This window comes from Prevotella scopos JCM 17725 (assembly GCF_018127785.1).
Taxonomy (GTDB): Bacteria; Bacteroidota; Bacteroidia; order Bacteroidales; family Bacteroidaceae; genus Prevotella; species Prevotella scopos.
This window is the reverse complement of sequence record NZ_CP072390.1, coordinates 1071707-1089738: the sequence shown is the minus strand read 5'-3', so window position 1 is coordinate 1089738 and position 18032 is coordinate 1071707. Positions and strand designations below refer to the sequence as shown.

The window sequence follows — 18032 nt, the reverse complement described above, 5'->3', positions numbered from 1 at the left end:
CTATTGATTAATAGTGTAGTTAGCTCATTTTATCCTCTTCATTTTTCGCGTATTTTTCGGCTTCTTTATCCTTGTTCGTAAATACATTAAGCACGCAAAAAATGGGACTTTTTCGTAATAATTGATTTATATTTCACATTCTTTTAGTTTTAGTTTTGTGAAATAAAAAACAGCCGTTTTTATACTTTACGTTTGTATATGTTGAATAGTACGGATAGTTTTTATATTGAAAATTGCACATACAAAAATATATTTGCAAATTAAAATCAGAGTATTTGTATTTACAAATCAATATGCATTTTCATACACTAAGAAGTTTTAATATATAATACATTGTTAATCAGATATTTATTATAATTTATTGATACTTTTATCAGCTTAAACTCTTGTTATCTCCCTTTTTATTGCATATTCGGCTATTTTAGGTTTGTATATGCCAATAAAGATTGTTTATAGCCAGTAATTTAGAGTTTTCTGCTTATTTATTCCTTTTATATTATATAGGTTTGTATATATCGTTTTGTAAATGTATATTAGAATTGCACATACTTAGTTATTTATGTTTGTAAAATGTAAATATCAAAAGTTAGATATACAAATGAAATATCATTATCTCATTATTTTGATATTTAAAATATTATGTTTACCTTTGTAAAGTTCTTAGAGAAGTGGCTATTCAGCTAAAAAACTTCTCTATTTGCTAACGAACGATAGAATTTGGATATGAAAGATCGAATCAGACAGCTCATGGAGAGTCAGCACATGACTCAACAAACTTTCGCAGATTTCATAGGAATCTCATCAGCATCTCTTAGTAGTATTTTTACTGGTAGAACAAAACCGACTCTAAATACAGTTGAGGCTATCAAGAGTAAGTTTACAAAGATTAATCTTGATTGGCTTCTGTATGGACAAGGACCTATGTTTAAGGATCAGGTTTCTGAACCTAATTCTTCAACTGGAGAAGCTGGTATGATGTCTCCTGGAGTCTCTGAGGGTGTGCTTGACTTTCCTAATCCTACCCCCTCCTCACTACCAGAGACGGAACAGATTAGCTCTCCATATAGTGATAATATGTACAAAAGTCCGTCTCGCACAGAGGTAAAATATATTGACAAACCACAACGTCGTATCACAGAGATTCGTATCTTCTTTGATGACCAAACATGGGAGACTTTTGTTCCAAAGAAGTAAGTTTTAGGAATGCGAAATTGATATTCAAAGAATAGCACTCGGAGTTTGTAAACGTATTCGTTAACTTCCGAGTGCAAAGTTACATTAGATATCTCTTAAAACAATTTCTAAGTAGCGTACATTATTCTATAAGAATCTATGTAATCTTTCTTACAAGCCTTTGTTTCTATTTTTATGTATTTGCTCTTACTATAAAGAAATAGGTGTTTATAGCATGCAAACGAACTTTAAGCCCACAAAGACCTTTTCTCTTATTTATACTACAGGGTTCTTACGTTTTATCATGTCTATCCAGAGTTTTGAAGTGTTACGATAGACTTAAATTTAAGCGTTTACTTACAAAACTATTTTCGATTTAGTTTGCTGTCATTTTAACATTTAGCACAAACTCCTTATAAACTAATTAGTTATAAACTCTCTTTGGATGACAGTAGTGACAGGAAAGTGTAAATCTAAGGAATCGTATGTTGGAAGTGGATGCCTATTACGCGCAACGAATTATTGACGTGTTCGAGAAAAGACCGAACACGCCATTAAATAAAGAAAGGATAAATGATATATTTAGTTTCGCTGCTGATGCAGCATAATATTTAACGGACTATTGGAGAATATGAAGAAGAGAGTTTACAGAGTACGAATGCAGTACATTTTCGAGGGAGTGTTTGAGGTGGTTGCCAAAAGCAGGGAGGAAGCACGGCAAAAGGTCATTCAGAATTGCGGATTGGTACTGGCTTGGAATATTCGCAGCACCCTGCCCGATGAGGAGGTGAATTGGGCTTTCTCCACCCACCCCGATGTAAGGACGGGACGGATAACCGTTCAAGAAGAACAGACAGAGTAACGCAGTCGGCAGATTTGCCGACCGATCCTTTCTTTCGTGAACCTAAGTGGATAAAGAAAGGAGCAAAGAAACCCCAATGAAAAACACCTCGTTACTTTTGACAGTGAGTTGAGACGGCTCAAAAGAATTCTAAGACAAATCCAAATCATTTTCAACTTATTTTCATATCAATCGACATATTAGTGCAAGGGATAGTTAACTGTAGTTTGTACAAGCAAGATACTTGCAGGTTTTCACCACTGCTTCCGCGAGCCTACAGCACTACTTATGCCTATATGCTTGTTGGAAGCAGGTGTTTTCATGTTGTTATGGTTTTCATAAAATTATTGCTGTCCGGTAAAAGTAAACTGAAAGCTCTGTATCTCTTTATCCATCGGTATTGCAGCAGTTTTACTCATTCTGGAGCTTGGTTTTCAGTTTCAAACTGTAAGCATTATAAAATGCACTTATTTAGACAAGAATAGACCTATAATAACCGATAATTCTAAGGAATAATAAGTTCAAGTCTATTTTAACTAATACAGATAGCCCATAAAGTTTTACCGGACAGCAATATCATAAAATACTTTCTCTTAATAAATATCCATGCATAGAACCTCGTTCAATCATGAAATCAAGAATCGGAATAATTTTATTTTTCAATCTAATTTCTTCTTTTATTTTTTGTCTGTTGATGAAAACGAACTTTCTTAAAAACTTTTCCAAATAATATAAAGTGTTTGATTCTAAGTCGTCATGATGTAACAATTTGTTGTTTGACACAATTGTATAAATCCAATCAATACCTTCGTCTTTAAAGTTTGTCCCGATTGAATTTAAAACTTTGACAACAGAATACAATACAGCAGGAATGTTTCCTATATCTTTTGAAGCATTTGCATAAAGGGATAAATTTCCCTCTTTTAAACTATGCCAATCTTCAATTCCTTCACGCCACCAACGCCATGCGAAAAAATAATTTATTATGATTTCTTTTAAATGATAGCCACATGGATTTACACATAGTTCTTTTATTTTTGGATATAGATTGTCCCAAATATGCCAAAATTGTTCATACTTGTTTAGATAATCCTCTGCACTTACTAATTCTCCAATAAATGAAGCTGTTTCTTCGGTTGAAGAAAATGAGTCAACAAATGGTTTTAGAAACGCATCAATTTCATATTTCTCTCTATGTAAAATGAAATAAGCAAAATTTTTGAAAATATGCAAGCGTAATAAGTAAATGTTAGAATTGTCTCCTGAATCATCTTTGTAACTTCTTCTGTCTTTTAATAACTGTGAAGCTAATAAGGGCAACGATTTTGCATAAATTTCTAAGTGAATTATATCTTTCGTGTCAGATGGTATTAACTGAAGAACTATTTCCAAAGAATGAATATCAAGTGAAGTAATGTTGTTTATGTCTAATGATGAATTTTCAAAAGTGAAATCAGAATTTCTTTTCTCTAATTCTTCGAAAATGGATTTTTTAGAAATTCGTCCCCAACCAATTTCTTTTCTTTTTTCAGCAACAATGGTTTTGTAGATGGGTTTGAGTTTTACATATCCGAACAGAATTGCCTGTGCAACTTTTGAATTTTGCTCCCATAATTTTGAATTATGAATAGATTCAATAACGTAATCACATATTCTTTTGTAAGCACCAAGAGATGTTTCATCGAAAAGAGTTAAAACCATTATAGAAACATAGCTTTCTATTTCATCAGGGTATTCTTTTATTAATGATGGAATTGCATGAATAGAGGCTTCAACGCCATCACTTATTTGATAATCATAATTATCGGTGAAAAGATTCGACAGGGAAGAAAGAATAATTTCTTTACAAAAAAGCTTATCTTCTTTTGATAATTTGTCTTTGTGTTCAAGTAATAATTTAGAACACGAAAACGCAGGTATAGAATAATCAAGCATACCTATTCCGTTTCGTCCTGCTTTCAGTTCTTCAACAAGTTGCTTTGTTTCTGATAAAGCTAAAAGAGGATTGTTGTCATATTCCTCTTGCTTTGCGCTTTTAGTTTGATTTCTCGCACCAATCAAAAAATCAGCCCACATTCTTAGCGAAGAGTATTTAAGAAGTTCTTGATGTTGATTTAACGCTTCTTCGCTTTCCTTTTTATGTTCGTCAGAAAGTTCTTTAGGCGTAAATTCTATTCGTAAATGGTTGTCGTCATGCTGTGATACTTTTGGTATTAAATTACGTCTATCCATTCTAGCCAACAATATTCCAAAGGATTTACTTGTTGAAGTATTTGATTTATATTGGTCAATAATGTCGTATAATTTACCGATGTATTCAGTATTCTGCTCTTCGTTAAATCCTTTGACACCAAAAAGTTGATAATTAAGAAACAATGATTCTAAATTTGAGTTTCTATGTTTATCTTCATAAGTTTTCAATCTTTCATCTGTGTATAAAATGTCTTTTATTTTATCCATTCCATATCCTATACCATACAGTGATTTAGTATGAAATTCGCCTGACCACCTAATCGTGTCTATGTGAAATAATTCAATTGTTTTGAATAAAATCAAAGCAACATCATAGAACTTATCAGGATTCGCAAGCACAACACTACAAACAACAGAAGTAAGTGAAGCTGATTTTGATTGAATGAGAATTTTAAGAAGTATATTCTGAATTATTTCGGACTTTGAGATTAGAGAAAATTCTAAAAGAATTTTTTCTAATGCCATATGCATTGACTCTAATACGTGGGGAACAGAGGGACTTCCTCCTCCACGATACATACTCCAAATTGCGTCACTCAAATACTGTGTTACTTTCGTTTCGCTTACGTGTAATGTGATTTTTTTAACGTCTTGTTGTCCATAGTCGGATTTACTATAAGAATCAACAGCCCTATTTGTAAAATCTATGATAAAATCAAGTGTTTTGCAGAATTCTATTTGCAATAACCATTTTATTGGCGTTTGATTAGCATTTGAGGGGAAATAATTCAATTCGTGTTTGCCCAGTAAGCCATAACGACTTTCCATTGTATCGCTTTCATATCCAAATCCGTCTTGCTTTTTCGGCTGTTTTTGCCAAAATAAATCACATAATTGAATAACAGATAATGGAAGTGTTTTAATTAATTCAATTGCTATGTAGGGCTTCTCTAAAATTTTAGAGCAAAGTCCTTCGTAGGGGGCTCTGTATTCTGTCCATGTATTAGAAACTACTTTGTCAAATATTTCTTTTAGTTCGGTTTTTAGTTCATTGGCTGAATTAAAAACCACTTTCAAAATTTTTTCTTCCGCAACATCGTGTATGAAGAAATTTTCTTCAGTTTCAGTTTTTTGTATTACGCTTAATGCTAATAAACCTGTGTATCTTGTTGTTACTCCTTTTTTATTGAATGCGCACCAATCAGTTAAAACAGGTAAAACAAGTTTTAGGTTGTTGTCGAAAAAGTCAGTTTCATGTTTGTAAATAAGGGCAATTACTTCTTCCCAACCTTTACCTTTAGGTTTTATAATTTCAATATTTTGAATTGCAGAAATATCAGTACAGGCGATTCTTAGCAGGAACAAAATTCGTTTTAGTATTTTAAAATCATCTGCAATGATTTCTTTCTCAAAAAATTTAAAGAATGTTTCTGAATAATCTGAAAGTAAAACGGAAACTAAAATTTCGTCTTTCCAAAATTGAATAACATCAGTGCTTGTAAAAGCACTTTGAATGAAAATTTCTATTTCCTTACTGTTTTCTGATAAATGGTCTGATAGCCATAACCTAAATGCTCTGCGAATGGGTAAAGAATTCCCTAAGTCGTCAAGAAACTCTTTTGTGGTTGATGTGTTTGAAAAACTTCGGGAAACAATTTTATTCAATGTCCATTCTTCATAAATATCGTGAGTAATAAAATATCCGCAATGAGTATCATCATAGCCGAGTATTTCATCTTGCTTTAATTGAAACAATGCTGATTGTGGTAAACTATCAGCATTGATATAGAACCGTCCTGTTTCACACCTTTGTTTGGCAATGCTGATAATACATTTTTCTCGTTCAAGGTGCAGGTTGTCTTTTTGAACGGTATTTTGTATTCGCTTTTTCCAAAGCAAGTCAATAAATTCTTTGTAGTTTCCTTGTTTGTCAATGTTGGAATGTTGTTGAACATATTCTCTTAGGTAAAACAAGTTTCTAAGTCGCTCTACGAATTTTTGATTGTCGGGAAGTGGGAATTTGAATTCGTCTGTTATTGATTTTAATTCCTCAGTACCAATCAGAGAAACATCATTTACGTCAAACGGCAACTGATAATTCTCTTTTATCAAAAAAGTTAAATCGTTAAGATAAGCGTAGCGTGTTGTAAAGATGATATTCCAAGCATTCTCTTTTAACTTTTGAATTAACGTAGTAAGAATATCGTTGCTAGAAATCTCTGCAAGTTTTTCTGCGGAATCAATTACAAATATTTTAAGTGGTTCGTCCTTGTAGGCATTGAGAAACTGTGCAAATGTAAATTTGTGGTCTATGTGAAATATGTCGTTAATGTGATTTACATTAAGTTCATTTGCCTTAAACACACAAATTGGTATTTTCTTAAAGCAAGAGTTATAAAACTCTTTGAAAATTGCGGTTTTACCGCAGCCACCTTCACCCGAAATAATTATGTTTTTTTTCTTTTGAGAAGCATTTGCTATTGATTCAACAACAGAACTTCGGTCAATTTTAATTTGTTTGTCTCCGAATGTTATTTCTGTCTGGATTGCTTGTAAAATATTCTCGTTGTGTTTATAAATCTCATCAAGTAAATTTCCTTCGTTTGGGTCAAGACTGAAAAAAACGTCATGTATGTATTTATTTTCAGGCAAAGATAATTGTAATTCAAAATTACTTGGGACTCGCCATTGAATACTTATTCCTGCTGTCTTAGCGGCTTTCTCAATGTCTAATTGATATTGCGGTTTCTTTTTGCTTTTAGTAGTGCTTTCGGAAAGTTCTTGGTTGATGTAAAGATATAATTCGTCTAGTTGCTTGTTTTGGGATTTAGCTTTTTTAATTGAATCAATAATGTCTTCTTTATTGTCAGCGATTAATGTAGTGTAGTATTTAGATTGAAAACCATAAAATTTTCCGTCTTTTTCGATTGGTTCTGTCTCAATTCCTGTTTGGTTCTTATATCGGAAAAGTCCAACACGATTGTTGAACTCTGCACAAAAAAGCAAATAAGACATTTGTTCAAATGCCCACGTTTCTTGTTTGTCGTATTTTACTCCAAAAATTTTCCAATTCATTTCTTGAATTTATTCTATTTGATGTTAATATTCCCTTAATTCCGCAGCATAAATTCTTGTAAGAACTCCAAGTGCCTGAGAAACAAAGTTCTCAAAATACTTGGATATGTCAGAATTTTCACCTATCTTGGTGCTGTAAACACAACAAGTAAGCAAAAAACTGACATGACAAAGGTAGCAATAAAAAACGAGAATATCACTTCTTTCGGTGGAATTTATCATATTATGGACGTTTTCTCAAAGTTGGGCTTTGAAAAACTTACCGAATCCGTGTTGGGCAGACGCAGGTGCAGAGGCAAGGCATTCTGTCATGGAAGAATCCTGGGCTCCCTCTTCTTCAGTTACCTTTGTTGTGAGGATTGTCTTGAGGAAATCAATGCGCTTACAGGACAGTTCAGACAGAGACCAGGTGCGCTGTTACCTGGTGCCGACACCGTGGGGCGCGGACTGAAGGAACTTGCCGAATAGAATATTGCCTATAAGAGCGAAACCTCTGACAAGTCGTATCGTTTCAACACAGCAGAAAAGTTGAATACCTTACTAAAGTTTCCCACCCCTTAAAACACTGGCTTTTCTCATTCACCTTTGCCTGTCGTCCCCCATATCCATTGACTTTTAACGCGTGACTAACAGAAGTTATGTAGTCTGTCACCTATGTTCTCTATACCTTCCTTCGAGATTTTCAAACTCATACAAAGGTAGTTGATGCAAGGATTAACAGCGTGTCACAGCTTGTAATTTGCCCTATAGCTTGTTTTGTTGTGTTGTTTTTCGAGATGTTTACTCCCTTAGCACGTATCGTGCTAATCATCCACACCACGTGTGTTAGGAACTAACACATTATGTGCTGGGTTATAGCACGGAGACTGAAAAAGCATAAGATTGTTTCTTTCTGATTATATATAAAGGTGTAAATTGTATTATTAATGTGATAGATGTTTATGGGCATTACTCATTTTGAAAGGATTTCTTTCTGTTTTTTTCTTCAATCAGTCTATAATCGGGATATTTTGCCTATATTTGCATAGTTTTTTAAACAAAGCAAAGATGAAGAAATATGTCCTCGACTTGAAGGTATCTTCCGTGGAACGTGTCAATGCAAGGAATGTCCTTATTAAGCTGACAGATGAGAAACCGCTTCCAGAGATGCTGCCTGGTCAGTTTGTAGAGGTGAGAGTGGACGGCTCGCCTTCCACTTTTCTTCGCCGTCCTATTTCCATTAATTTCGTTGATATTGAGCGTAATGAGTTATGGCTTCTGGTTGCAACCATAGGTGAAGGTACGAATACGCTTGCACGTCTCCGTGAAGGCGATACTTTAAATTGTGTGCTTCCTTTGGGTAATACGTTTGCACCTTTGGCAAGTCCGTCAGAACGAGTATTGCTTGTAGGCGGTGGTGTTGGCGTTGCTCCGTTGCTTTATTTCGGTAAGCAGATAAAGGAGGCTGGTGGATTACCTGTCTTTTTGTTGGGGGCTCGTACAGCAGCCGACTTAGCAGAGCTTTCACTTTTCGAGAAGTATGGAAAGGTATGTATTACTACAGAGGACGGTTCTGCAGGTGAGAAGGGTTTTGTCACAAATCACTCTATCCTGTCCACAGAGCGTTTTGATCGTATTTCTACGTGTGGTCCTAAGCCAATGATGAAGGCAGTGGCACGTTATGCTCATAAGGCATCAATTCCTTGCGAGGCATCGTTGGAGAATATGATGGCGTGCGGTGTTGGTGCTTGTCTGTGCTGTGTAGAGAAAACGACGGGGGGAAATCTCTGCGTTTGTACGGAAGGTCCTGTCTTCGACACACGTAGATTGATGTGGGAAGAATAAATCAGAAAAGAGAGATTGAAACTTAGTTTCCTTTTATGATACCTATATTATATTAATAGTATTAAAAAGGAAAAAGCATACAATCACATAGTTTTGTAAAAATAGATGATTAAAATATGGCTGATTTAAGTGTAAAGATAAATAACTTACAGCTCAAGAATCCAGTGATGACAGCCAGTGGTACCTTTGGCTATGGTTTGGAGTTTGCTGATTTCGTACCATTGGAGGAACTTGGAGGTATTATCGTCAAGGGTACGACGTTGGAACCACGTGAAGGAAATGACTATCCACGTATGGTAGAGACACCTCAGGGAATGCTTAATTGTGTGGGTTTGCAAAATAAGGGAGTAGATTACTTCATCAAACATATCTATCCTAAGATAAAAGATATCGACACGAATATGATTGTCAATGTCAGTGGAAATTCGCCCGAAACGTATGCGGAGACTGCAGAGAAACTTGATGCATTGGAGGGTATTCCTTCTATTGAGGTGAACATCTCTTGCCCTAATGTGAAAGAAGGTGGTATGTCGTTCGGTGTCACTTGCTCTGGAGCTGCTTCCGTTGTGAAGGCTGTGCGCCAGCATTATCACAAGACAATGATTGTCAAGCTTTCGCCTAATGTCACTGACATTGCCAGCATAGCACGTGCTTGCGAAGATGAGGGTGCTGATTCAGTATCACTGATTAACACGTTGATGGGAATGGCGATTGATATTGAGCGTCGTTGTCCAAAGTTGAGTATCCGTACGGGTGGCTTGAGTGGTCCAGCTGTAAAGCCTGTAGCTGTCCGAATGGTCAATGATGTGGCAAAGGCTGTTAAGATTCCTATTATCGGTCTTGGCGGTATTTCTACAGCTGAAGATGCGATTGAATTCCTCATGGCAGGCGCAACTGCCATTCAGATAGGTACAGCGAACTTCATTGATCCACAGGTTACGATAAAGGTGCGTGATGGTATAAACAGTTGGCTCGACCATCATGGTTGCAAGTCGGTTACGGAAATCATCAACTGTCTTGCGTAAGCAGCTAAGTAAGGTAGAGTGGGGGTAAGGCTATTCCCTACTAGGTTTACCTTGTTGAAATGTGGCATTATTAATAAAAAATAGGTGCCGACAGCGTTTTCTCATTTTGGGGCAAAACGCTATCGGCACTTCTTTTTTAGTATGGAGCAAAAAGAGGTCTATTCGACATTTCGAGTGATACGATAGTCGTGCAGTGCATAGAGCCGTAGTGTAAAATTTCTCTCATCCCTGAATCCATACGTATTTCGTTTCATTACTTTAGTCTTGTTATTGATGCCTTCGACTTTTCCTGTTGATAGATGGCAGTCATACCAAGCAAGGATGCCTTTTCTGTAGGTTCGCATGGTAATAGCTATTTTCTGCAGTTGGGTAATCTTGTTCTGTTCCGCCTGCCTTATCCTGCCGTCAAGCACTTATCCTGCCAAGGATTCCGCACCCTTACCCATTACCCTTATACAGCACCTTATCTAAATCCACTACAATCGTCTTTATATGTATGCCCTTTACTGACGGCAAACTCATCAATGCCTATATTCTCCACACCATCCAGAGAAGGAGGGCTGTATGGTGCTCAAGGTAAGAGGAGTGTATCTCCTTTACTATGTCCCATGACACACCCAGATGGTTCGACACATCCTGAAGCGTCATACCACGAAGCAAATCCACTACATACTTGGCAAAGCGGTGAGTATAGCTGCGACTGCTGGTGGCAAAGTGTATATTTTCCTGCTGGTCGAAATCATATTCTTTACATTTATAGCGTTGTACCTTCATGCGTCTAGTTACTCGCTTGCCACCTATGGGAAGTTCAACAAAGTCCCGCAGGAGATACCTATTCTTCACAATAGAGTGTGCACCACAAGAAGGGCAACATCTTCTTCGCCCTTTTGCTTGCGCATGTAAAATGATTCTGTTAAGTTTATATTCTGTACAAATGAATTCGTGGGTGTAAATCCCTCAGGCATGATATAGGAAACAGCTGTTCATCTTTGTACATTTGTTTGTGGATATTCAAATATACAATATTTACGGCGGTTTCTTTTTACCCATTATCACTTCAAATTCCTGAAGCTCCATTTGTTTACCTGTCAACCATAAAGCATTAACCAATACAAGGGGTATCTCGGTTATTACTCTCCTCTCCATTCGGAGAGGGAGGAGGCTTCTTCTCTTTTCTGGGGAATGGTAGGGGTCTCTATATTTCATTGTCAGTAATAAGTAATTTTGTCTGTTTTGATTTACATTTTTTTGCACAAACCATATTTATATGCGCATTATCTTGCAGCATGTGTTTTAAAATACATTAAAATAGAGGGCTTTCGCTTGCTGAATTATTTTCCTTTTTATTATCTTTGTAAGATAGAATAAGAATATATAAGTTTACGTTTAAAAGCAATGTTTGAAAATTTAAGTGATCGTCTTGAACGCTCCTTTAAGATTCTCAAAGGAGAGGGAAAGATTACAGAGATAAATGTAGCAGAAACCCTGAAGGACGTGCGCAGAGCGCTTCTTGATGCCGATGTTAACTATAAAGTTGCAAAATCATTTACTGACACTGTAAAGCAGAAGGCATTAGGTATGAACGTGCTTACAGCTGTTAAACCTGGACAACTCATGGTTAAGATTGTGCATGATGAGTTGGCAGAGTTGATGGGTGGTGAGGCTGTTGGTTTGAATCTGTCAGGTAAGCCATCAATCATATTGATGAGTGGTTTGCAAGGTTCTGGTAAGACCACATTCTCTGGTAAATTGGCAAACATGCTCAAGACGAAGGAACATAAGAATCCATTGCTGGTTGCTTGTGACGTATATCGTCCTGCTGCTATTGATCAGTTGAAAGTAGTTGGTGAGCAGGTTGGTGTAGCTGTCTATAGCGAGCCTGATAACAAGAATGTGAATGATATTGCAGATCACGCACTTGCAGAGGCAAAGGCAAAGGGATATGATGTTGTCATCATCGATACCGCTGGTCGTCTGGCCGTTGATGAGGAGATGATGAATGAGATTGAGAGTCTCAAGAATCATGTTCATCCTGATGAAACCCTGTTTGTCGTTGACTCAATGACAGGGCAAGACGCAGTGAATACTGCCAAGGAGTTTAATGATCGATTAGATTTTAATGGCGTCGTTCTTACAAAGCTTGATGGTGATACACGTGGTGGTGCAGCATTGTCAATCCGTACGGTTGTCACAAAGCCTATCAAGTTCATTGGCACAGGAGAGAAGATGGAAGCCATCGATGTGTTCCATCCAGGTCGTATGGCAGATCGTATCTTGGGTATGGGTGACGTAGTCTCACTTGTTGAACGTGCGCAGGAGCAGTTTGATGAGGAAGAGGCAAAGCGTCTGCAAAAGAAGATTCAGAAGAATCAGTTTGATTTCAACGATTTCTATAATCAGATACAGCAAATCAAGAAGATGGGTAACCTAAAAGACCTCGCTTCTATGATTCCTGGTGTAGGCAAAGCTATTCGAGATGTTGATATTGATGATAATGCTTTCAAAGGTATTGAAGCTATTATTCAGAGTATGACACCGAAGGAGCGTACAAATCCTGAGTTGCTCAATAATTCACGTCGTCAACGTATTGCAAAGGGTTCTGGTACCAATATACAAGAGGTCAACCGACTCATAAAACAGTTTGATCAGACGCGTAAGATGATGAAGATGGTAACTGGCTCGAAGATGGCAGGTATGATGAGCAAAATGAAGGGTATGCCAGGAATGCCAGGCATGCCGAAGATGTAAAAGAAACATATTTATCAAATAATATATTACTATGGAATATCAGTTAATAGACGGAAAGGCAACAGCTACAGCTATAAAGCGTGAGATTGCCGAAGAAGTGAAGGCAATCGTTGCCGCAGGTGGTAAACAACCCCATTTGGCTGCCGTTTTGGTGGGGCATGATGGAGGAAGTGAAACCTATGTTAAGAATAAGGTAATTGCCTGCGAACAGTGTGGCTTTAAATCTACACTCATTCGTTTTGAGGCTGATGTTACAGAAGAAGAGCTTTTGGCTTGTGTGGATAAGCTGAATAAGGATGAGGACGTTGATGGCTTCATTGTTCAGCTTCCTTTGCCAAAGCATATTGATGAGCAGAAAATAATAATGGCGGTTGACTATCGCAAGGATGTAGATGGTTTCCATCCTATTAATGTGGGACGTATGGCTATCGGACTACCTTGCTTTATTTCCGCTACTCCATTGGGTATTCTTACCTTATTGCAGCATTATCATATTGAGACTTCAGGTAAAAAGTGTGTTATCTTAGGTCGCAGTAACATCGTAGGTAAGCCTATGGCACAGTTGATGATGCAGAAGCAGTATGGAGATTCAACAGTTACAGTGTGCCACTCTCGTTCAAAAGACTTGAAGAAAGAGTGTCAAGAGGCAGATATCATTATAGCAGCTATTGGCAGACCTGAATTTGTAACAGCTGATATGGTGAAGCCTGGTGCAGTGGTTATTGACGTTGGTACAACACGTGTGAAAGACGAAACTCGTAAGGGTGGATTTAGGTTGTGTGGCGATGTTAAGTTTGATGAGGTTGCTCCTCTTTGCTCATTCATTACGCCTGTTCCGGGTGGTGTTGGTCCTATGACCATCTGTTCACTAATGAAAAATACACTTGCTGCAGGCAAGAAAGAATACTATAAGTAGATGACAGCAGAGGAATATTTCCAACGAGGTAATGAATGCCGACAGAGAGGCGACTGGCAAGAAGCCTTAGCTAACTATATGGAGGCAATCGAGTTGGACCCTGATTCTCCAGCAGTAATCGCAAAAGAAATGGTGGAGAATATTCTTAACTTCTATAACAAGGATGCGTATAATCCTTAAAATACAAAAACTATGAGCAAGATGAAAGGTGCCATTGTAGTAAACACAGATAGATGCAAAGGATGCCAATTGTGTATCGTTGCATGTCCGAAAGATGTTATTGCATTGGCTCAAAAGAAAGTAAATGTCCACGGATATCCGTATATTGAGTCAGCACGCCCAGATGATTGCATTGGTTGTGCTGCTTGTGCTACGGTGTGTCCTGATGGCTGTATCACAGTCTATCGTAAAAAAGTGGAGGTGTAATTATGGCAGAACAAGATGTAAAACTAATGAAGGGTAACGAGGCTATAGCCCATGCAGCAATCCGCTGTGGCGCTGATGGCTACTTTGGTTACCCTATCACTCCTCAGAGTGAGATAATTGAGACACTTGCAGCATTGAAACCTTGGGAAACAACGGGTATGGTTGTTCTTCAGGCTGAGAGCGAGGTGGCTTCAATCAATATGATATATGGTGGTGCTGGTGCTGGTAAGCGTGTGCTGACAAGTTCTTCATCACCTGGTGTAGCTTTGATGCAGGAGGGTATCAGCTATATGGCTGGTGCAGAACTTCCAGGCGTCTTTGTTAACGTTCAGCGTGGCGGTCCAGGTCTTGGAACAATCCAGCCGAGCCAGAGTGACTATTTCCAGGCAACACGTGGAGGTGGTAATGGCGATTACAATGTAATTGTGTTAGCACCAAACTCTGTACAGGAGATGGCTGATTTTGTCGATTTGGCTTTTGAATTAGCATTCAAGTATCGTAACCCTGCGATGATTCTTTCTGATGGTGTGATCGGTCAGATGATGGAAAAAGTAATTCTTCCTCCACAAAAACCACGCCGTACGGAGGAGGAAATCATCAAAGAATGCCCATGGGCTTCAACAGGTCGTACAGCTGATCGTAATCCTAATATCATTACTTCTTTGGAATTGAAGCCAGAGATAATGGAAGAAAGAAACCTCCACTTACAGGAGAAGTATCGTCAGATTCGTGAGAATGAGGTACGCTTTGAGACTCAGCAGTGCGAAGATGCAGACTATGTTATCGTTAGTTTCGGTAGTGCTGCACGTATCGGTGAGAAAGCTGTGGAGTTGGCACGTGAGGAAGGATTAAAGGTTGGTTTATTCCGTCCAATCACTTTGTGGCCTTTCCCAAGCAAACAGCTTGCAGAGCTTTGTAAGGGTAAGAAGGGTGTATTGGTAAGTGAAATCAATGCAGGTCAGATGGTACAGGATGTTCGTTTGGCAATCAACGGAGCTTTACCAGTAGAGCACTTTGGACGCTTAGGTGGTATTGTTCCTGACCCAGAAGAGATTGTCAACGCACTCAAGGAAACGTTAGTTAAGTAAGAAAGGAGGACGTTTATTATGGCAAATGATATAATTTCACCGGAGAACCTGGTGTATAAGAAGCCTACGCTAATGAACGACACGACAATGCACTATTGTCCAGGTTGTTCACATGGTGTGGTTCATAAGTTAGTTGCAGAAGTAATCGAGGATATGGGAATGAATGACAAGGCAATTGGAGTCTGTCCTGTAGGCTGTGCCGTGTTTGCTTATCGCTATCTCGATATTGACTGGCAAGAGGCTCCTCACGGACGTGCTCCAGCTGTTGCAACGGGTGTTAAGCGCCTTTGGGAAGATCGTTTGGTATTCACTTATCAGGGTGATGGTGACCTTGCCTGTATTGGTACAGCAGAGACACTCCATGCTTTGAACCGTGGTGAGAACTTTACAATTATCTTTATTAATAATGCCATTTATGGTATGACAGGTGGTCAGATGTCGCCTACAACGCTTATGGGTCAGAAGACTGCAACTTGTCCGTATGGTCGTGAACCAGAACTGCATGGCTATAATCTGAACATTACGGAGTTGGCAAGTCACTTGAAGGGAACCTGCTATGTAACTCGTCAGAGTGTTGACACCGTAGCTTCAATCAATAAAGCAAAGCGTGCTATTCGCAAAGCTTTTGAAGCAAGTATGCAAGGAAAGGGAAGCTCGTTGGTTGAGATTGTTTCTACCTGTAATAGTGGTTGGAAACTTACTCCTGTAAAGGCTAATGAGTGGATGCGTGAGAATATGTTCCCTGAATATGAAAAGGGAGATTTGAAAGACACCACAGGTCTTTAATTCTTCTCCCATATAAATAAGGTGTAATATGAAAAAAGAGATAATTATTAGTGGCTTCGGTGGTCAGGGCGTACTCTCTATGGGTAAGATTCTGGCTTATTCGGGACTAATGGAAAATAAGGAGATAACATGGATGCCTGCTTATGGACCAGAACAGCGTGGTGGTACTGCCAACGTTACGGTTATTGTAAGTGACGACCGTATTTCTTCTCCTATTCTCAGCAAATATGATGTTGCGATTGTTTTGAACCAGCCTTCATTGGATAAGTTTGAACCAAAGGTAAAGCCGGGTGGTTTGCTTATCTATGATGGATACGGTGTCTTCAACCCTCCAACTCGTAAGGACATCAATGTCTATCGTATCAATGCTATGGACAAGGCTGCTGAGATGAAGAATTCAAAAGTTTTTAATATGATAGTCTTAGGTGGACTGTTAAAGGTTTGTCCTGTTGTCAGCACCGATGGTCTTAAGAAGGCACTCTTTAAGAGTCTGCCAGAACGCCATCATAAACTCATTCCGCTGAATATGGAAGCAGTGGAAGAGGGCATGAAGATTATTACTCAGCAGTAATTATGAGTGATATTACTGTAGAGGTATCTGCAGTAATTTTAAGAATGAACCTGATTTTTTATAACTCTCTAATTTGTTTAAGGGATCTCAGCAGTGATGCTATGGATCCCTTTTTCTTTTATGTCTCTTATACGCTTACTATAAAGAGCTAGACATCCTGCATCTCGAAAAGGATGATAGAAAGCAGCAGAATGAAGACGAATAATTCAATTTTTCTTCTATTCAGTAATTTGTCGTCTTAATTTACGATATTGTTAGATAATAAAGAATATTTATATAATACATGGGCCTATATGACAAAAATGTGCTTAAAATCCTTGTAACTATCTAATAATCATTATCTTTGTTTTATTTATATTTTTATGGCAAAAAATCTGCTTTTATTGTGGCTCAAAATCGACTATAAAACGTGGTCATCTTAATGGTAGTCAACGCTGGTATTGTAAGTGCTGTAAGAGGAGCTTTGTTGGACATAATCGCCTTACCAATACCATTGTCAATAATCGTTATTCCAAGGGTAATCTAACAGTCAAAGATCTATCAGAGGAGTACGGAGTTTCAACCAGGACAATTTATAGAAAACTCACCAAATCTTATAAAGAAGAACTTCCCAACCTTCTTGTTCGCCCTGTAGTGGTTTTAATGGATGCCACCTATTGGGGACGTAATTTTGGTGTCGTTATCATGAAGGATTCATTGTCTGGTGATGTACTTTGGTTTAAGTTTATCAATAGGCATGAACGTCTTGAAGACTATAAGGAGGGCATAAGCTACTTGGAGTCACTTGGGTATACCATTCAAGGGCTTGTATGCGATGGTTTTAAGGGACTTAGGCAAGCTTTTCCCAATTATAAATTCCAATTATGCCAGTTCCATCAAGTAATGACTATAAAGACAAAACTAACTTCAAGACCCAAGCTTGAGGCTTCAAAAGAACTGCTTGAATTATCCAAGATGTTATGTCATACGGACAAGGAGTCCTTTATTGGGGCTTTAAAGGAATGGTACACCAAGTGGGAGGATTTTCTTAAGGAACGGACAACAACAGAAGATGGAAAATCACATTATACTCATAAAGCTCTACGTAGTGCTTTTTTGAGCCTTAAAAGGAATATGTCGTCATTGTGGACATACTATGATTACCCTGAATTGAAGATGCCAAATACAAACAATGCCATTGAATCACTCAATGCAGATTTAAAGACAAAATTGAACCTACACAAGGGGATCAGTATGGAAAGAAGAAAGATCTTCATCCAAGACTTTATAAAGTCCCATTCTCCTAAGAAATAAAAGGGGAATGGGAGATTTTAAGCACATTTTTGTCACATAAGAGAAAACGACGCTAAAATAAGCACACTTTTGT

The 18032-nt window shown here is 37.8% G+C and carries 16 protein-coding genes and 1 pseudogene; 13 read left to right on the top strand and 4 right to left on the bottom strand.

All coding sequences use genetic code 11. The annotated features are described in order from the left end of the window. Nucleotides 1–723: 723 nt before the first annotated feature. Together J4856_RS09960 and J4856_RS09955 are read left to right on the top strand one after the other, a co-directional pair. Entirely contained in the window at nt 724–1194 is a 471-nt protein-coding gene (locus tag J4856_RS09960; protein WP_025838178.1) for a helix-turn-helix domain-containing protein, read from the top strand. Between the two features lie 610 nt (nt 1195–1804). Beyond that, a complete protein-coding gene (locus J4856_RS09955) occupies nt 1805–2035 on the top strand; it encodes a hypothetical protein (RefSeq protein WP_025838177.1) in 231 nt (76 codons plus the stop codon). Nucleotides 2036–2590: 555 nt separating this feature from the next. On the opposite strand, the gene avs4 is transcribed toward J4856_RS09955, so the two are convergent. Beyond that, nucleotides 2591–7282 carry an AVAST type 4 anti-phage nuclease Avs4 gene (gene avs4, locus J4856_RS09950; RefSeq protein ID WP_025838174.1) on the bottom strand — a complete coding sequence of 1564 codons (4692 nt, stop codon included), beginning with the start codon at nt 7280–7282 and terminating at the stop codon, nt 2591–2593. 165 nt (nt 7283–7447) lie between these two features. Here avs4 and J4856_RS09945 point away from each other — a divergent pair. The 3 genes and pseudogenes from J4856_RS09945 to J4856_RS09935 all read left to right on the top strand — a co-directional run. Continuing rightward, nucleotides 7448–7825 (top strand): annotated as a pseudogene (locus J4856_RS09945) (IS1380 family transposase); the annotation flags it as partial. Nucleotides 7826–8329: 504 nt separating this feature from the next. Further along, entirely contained in the window at nt 8330–9106 is a 777-nt protein-coding gene (locus J4856_RS09940) for a dihydroorotate dehydrogenase electron transfer subunit (protein WP_025838172.1), read from the top strand. Nucleotides 9107–9222: 116 nt separating this feature from the next. Beyond that, complete coding sequence (locus J4856_RS09935) at nt 9223–10131, top strand: dihydroorotate dehydrogenase (protein WP_025838169.1); 909 nt, start codon at nt 9223–9225, stop codon at nt 10129–10131. 158 nt (nt 10132–10289) lie between these two features. Here J4856_RS09935 and J4856_RS09930 read toward each other — a convergent pair whose 3' ends face one another. The 3 genes from J4856_RS09930 to J4856_RS09920 form a co-directional block, all read right to left on the bottom strand. Then, nucleotides 10290–10544 (bottom strand): transposase, encoded by a 255-nt coding sequence (locus J4856_RS09930; protein ID WP_065367754.1) that lies wholly within the window; start codon nt 10542–10544, stop codon nt 10290–10292. A 115-nt stretch (nt 10545–10659) separates the two neighbouring features. Beyond that, nucleotides 10660–10974 (bottom strand): helix-turn-helix domain-containing protein, encoded by a 315-nt coding sequence (locus J4856_RS13265; RefSeq protein ID WP_025838167.1) that lies wholly within the window; start codon nt 10972–10974, stop codon nt 10660–10662. A 183-nt stretch (nt 10975–11157) separates the two neighbouring features. Further along, on the bottom strand, nt 11158–11337 hold the full coding sequence (locus J4856_RS09920; protein ID WP_025838165.1) for a hypothetical protein: 180 nt from the start codon (nt 11335–11337) through the stop codon (nt 11158–11160). A 189-nt stretch (nt 11338–11526) separates the two neighbouring features. On the opposite strand from J4856_RS09920, the gene ffh reads away from it, so the two are divergent. The 8 genes from ffh to J4856_RS09880 all read left to right on the top strand — a co-directional run bounded on the left by ffh (nt 11527) and on the right by J4856_RS09880 (nt 17959). Continuing rightward, nucleotides 11527–12879 carry a signal recognition particle protein gene (gene ffh, locus J4856_RS09915; RefSeq protein ID WP_025838163.1) on the top strand — a complete coding sequence of 451 codons (1353 nt, stop codon included), beginning with the start codon at nt 11527–11529 and terminating at the stop codon, nt 12877–12879. A gap of 31 nt (nt 12880–12910) precedes the next feature. Further along, on the top strand, nt 12911–13795 hold the full coding sequence (gene folD, locus J4856_RS09910) for a bifunctional methylenetetrahydrofolate dehydrogenase/methenyltetrahydrofolate cyclohydrolase FolD (protein WP_065367755.1): 885 nt from the start codon (nt 12911–12913) through the stop codon (nt 13793–13795). Beyond that, complete coding sequence (locus J4856_RS09905) at nt 13796–13975, top strand: tetratricopeptide repeat protein (protein WP_025838161.1); 180 nt, start codon at nt 13796–13798, stop codon at nt 13973–13975. Between the two features lie 12 nt (nt 13976–13987). Further along, a complete protein-coding gene (locus tag J4856_RS09900) occupies nt 13988–14221 on the top strand; it encodes a 4Fe-4S dicluster domain-containing protein (RefSeq protein WP_025838159.1) in 234 nt (77 codons plus the stop codon). Nucleotides 14222–14223: 2 nt separating this feature from the next. Continuing rightward, the gene (locus J4856_RS09895) at nt 14224–15309 is read left to right on the top strand and encodes a 3-methyl-2-oxobutanoate dehydrogenase subunit VorB (RefSeq protein WP_025838157.1); all 1086 of its coding nucleotides are present in this window, start codon (nt 14224–14226) and stop codon (nt 15307–15309) included. An 18-nt stretch (nt 15310–15327) separates the two neighbouring features. Next, nucleotides 15328–16095, top strand: coding sequence for a thiamine pyrophosphate-dependent enzyme (locus J4856_RS09890; protein WP_025838155.1), 768 nt, complete (start codon nt 15328–15330; stop codon nt 16093–16095). A 28-nt stretch (nt 16096–16123) separates the two neighbouring features. Continuing rightward, nucleotides 16124–16666, top strand: a complete 543-nt coding sequence (locus tag J4856_RS09885) for a 2-oxoacid:ferredoxin oxidoreductase subunit gamma family protein (protein ID WP_025838153.1) — start codon at nt 16124–16126, stop codon at nt 16664–16666. A 330-nt stretch (nt 16667–16996) separates the two neighbouring features. After that, entirely contained in the window at nt 16997–17959 is a 963-nt protein-coding gene (locus tag J4856_RS09880; RefSeq protein ID WP_428842430.1) for an IS256 family transposase, variant Zn-binding type, read from the top strand. Nucleotides 17960–18032: the final 73 nt, after the last annotated feature.

Excerpts from the sequence above, each read along its gene's own strand:
- J4856_RS09940 (WP_025838172.1), top strand. The coding sequence starts at position 8,330 with ATGAAGAAATATGTCCTCGACTTGAAGGTATCTTCCGTGGAACGTGTC.
- avs4 (WP_025838174.1), bottom strand. The coding sequence starts at position 7,282 with ATGAATTGGAAAATTTTTGGAGTAAAATACGACAAACAAGAAACGTGG.
- ffh (WP_025838163.1), top strand. The coding sequence starts at position 11,527 with ATGTTTGAAAATTTAAGTGATCGTCTTGAACGCTCCTTTAAGATTCTC.
- J4856_RS09900 (WP_025838159.1), top strand. The coding sequence starts at position 13,988 with ATGAGCAAGATGAAAGGTGCCATTGTAGTAAACACAGATAGATGCAAA.
- J4856_RS09895 (WP_025838157.1), top strand. The coding sequence starts at position 14,224 with ATGGCAGAACAAGATGTAAAACTAATGAAGGGTAACGAGGCTATAGCC.
- J4856_RS09960 (WP_025838178.1), top strand. The coding sequence starts at position 724 with ATGAAAGATCGAATCAGACAGCTCATGGAGAGTCAGCACATGACTCAA.
- J4856_RS09885 (WP_025838153.1), top strand. The coding sequence starts at position 16,124 with ATGAAAAAAGAGATAATTATTAGTGGCTTCGGTGGTCAGGGCGTACTC.
- J4856_RS09955 (WP_025838177.1), top strand. The coding sequence starts at position 1,805 with ATGAAGAAGAGAGTTTACAGAGTACGAATGCAGTACATTTTCGAGGGA.
- J4856_RS09920 (WP_025838165.1), bottom strand. The coding sequence starts at position 11,337 with ATGAAATATAGAGACCCCTACCATTCCCCAGAAAAGAGAAGAAGCCTC.
- folD (WP_065367755.1), top strand. The coding sequence starts at position 12,911 with ATGGAATATCAGTTAATAGACGGAAAGGCAACAGCTACAGCTATAAAG.
- J4856_RS09890 (WP_025838155.1), top strand. The coding sequence starts at position 15,328 with ATGGCAAATGATATAATTTCACCGGAGAACCTGGTGTATAAGAAGCCT.
- J4856_RS09935 (WP_025838169.1), top strand. The coding sequence starts at position 9,223 with ATGGCTGATTTAAGTGTAAAGATAAATAACTTACAGCTCAAGAATCCA.
- J4856_RS09905 (WP_025838161.1), top strand. The coding sequence starts at position 13,796 with ATGACAGCAGAGGAATATTTCCAACGAGGTAATGAATGCCGACAGAGA.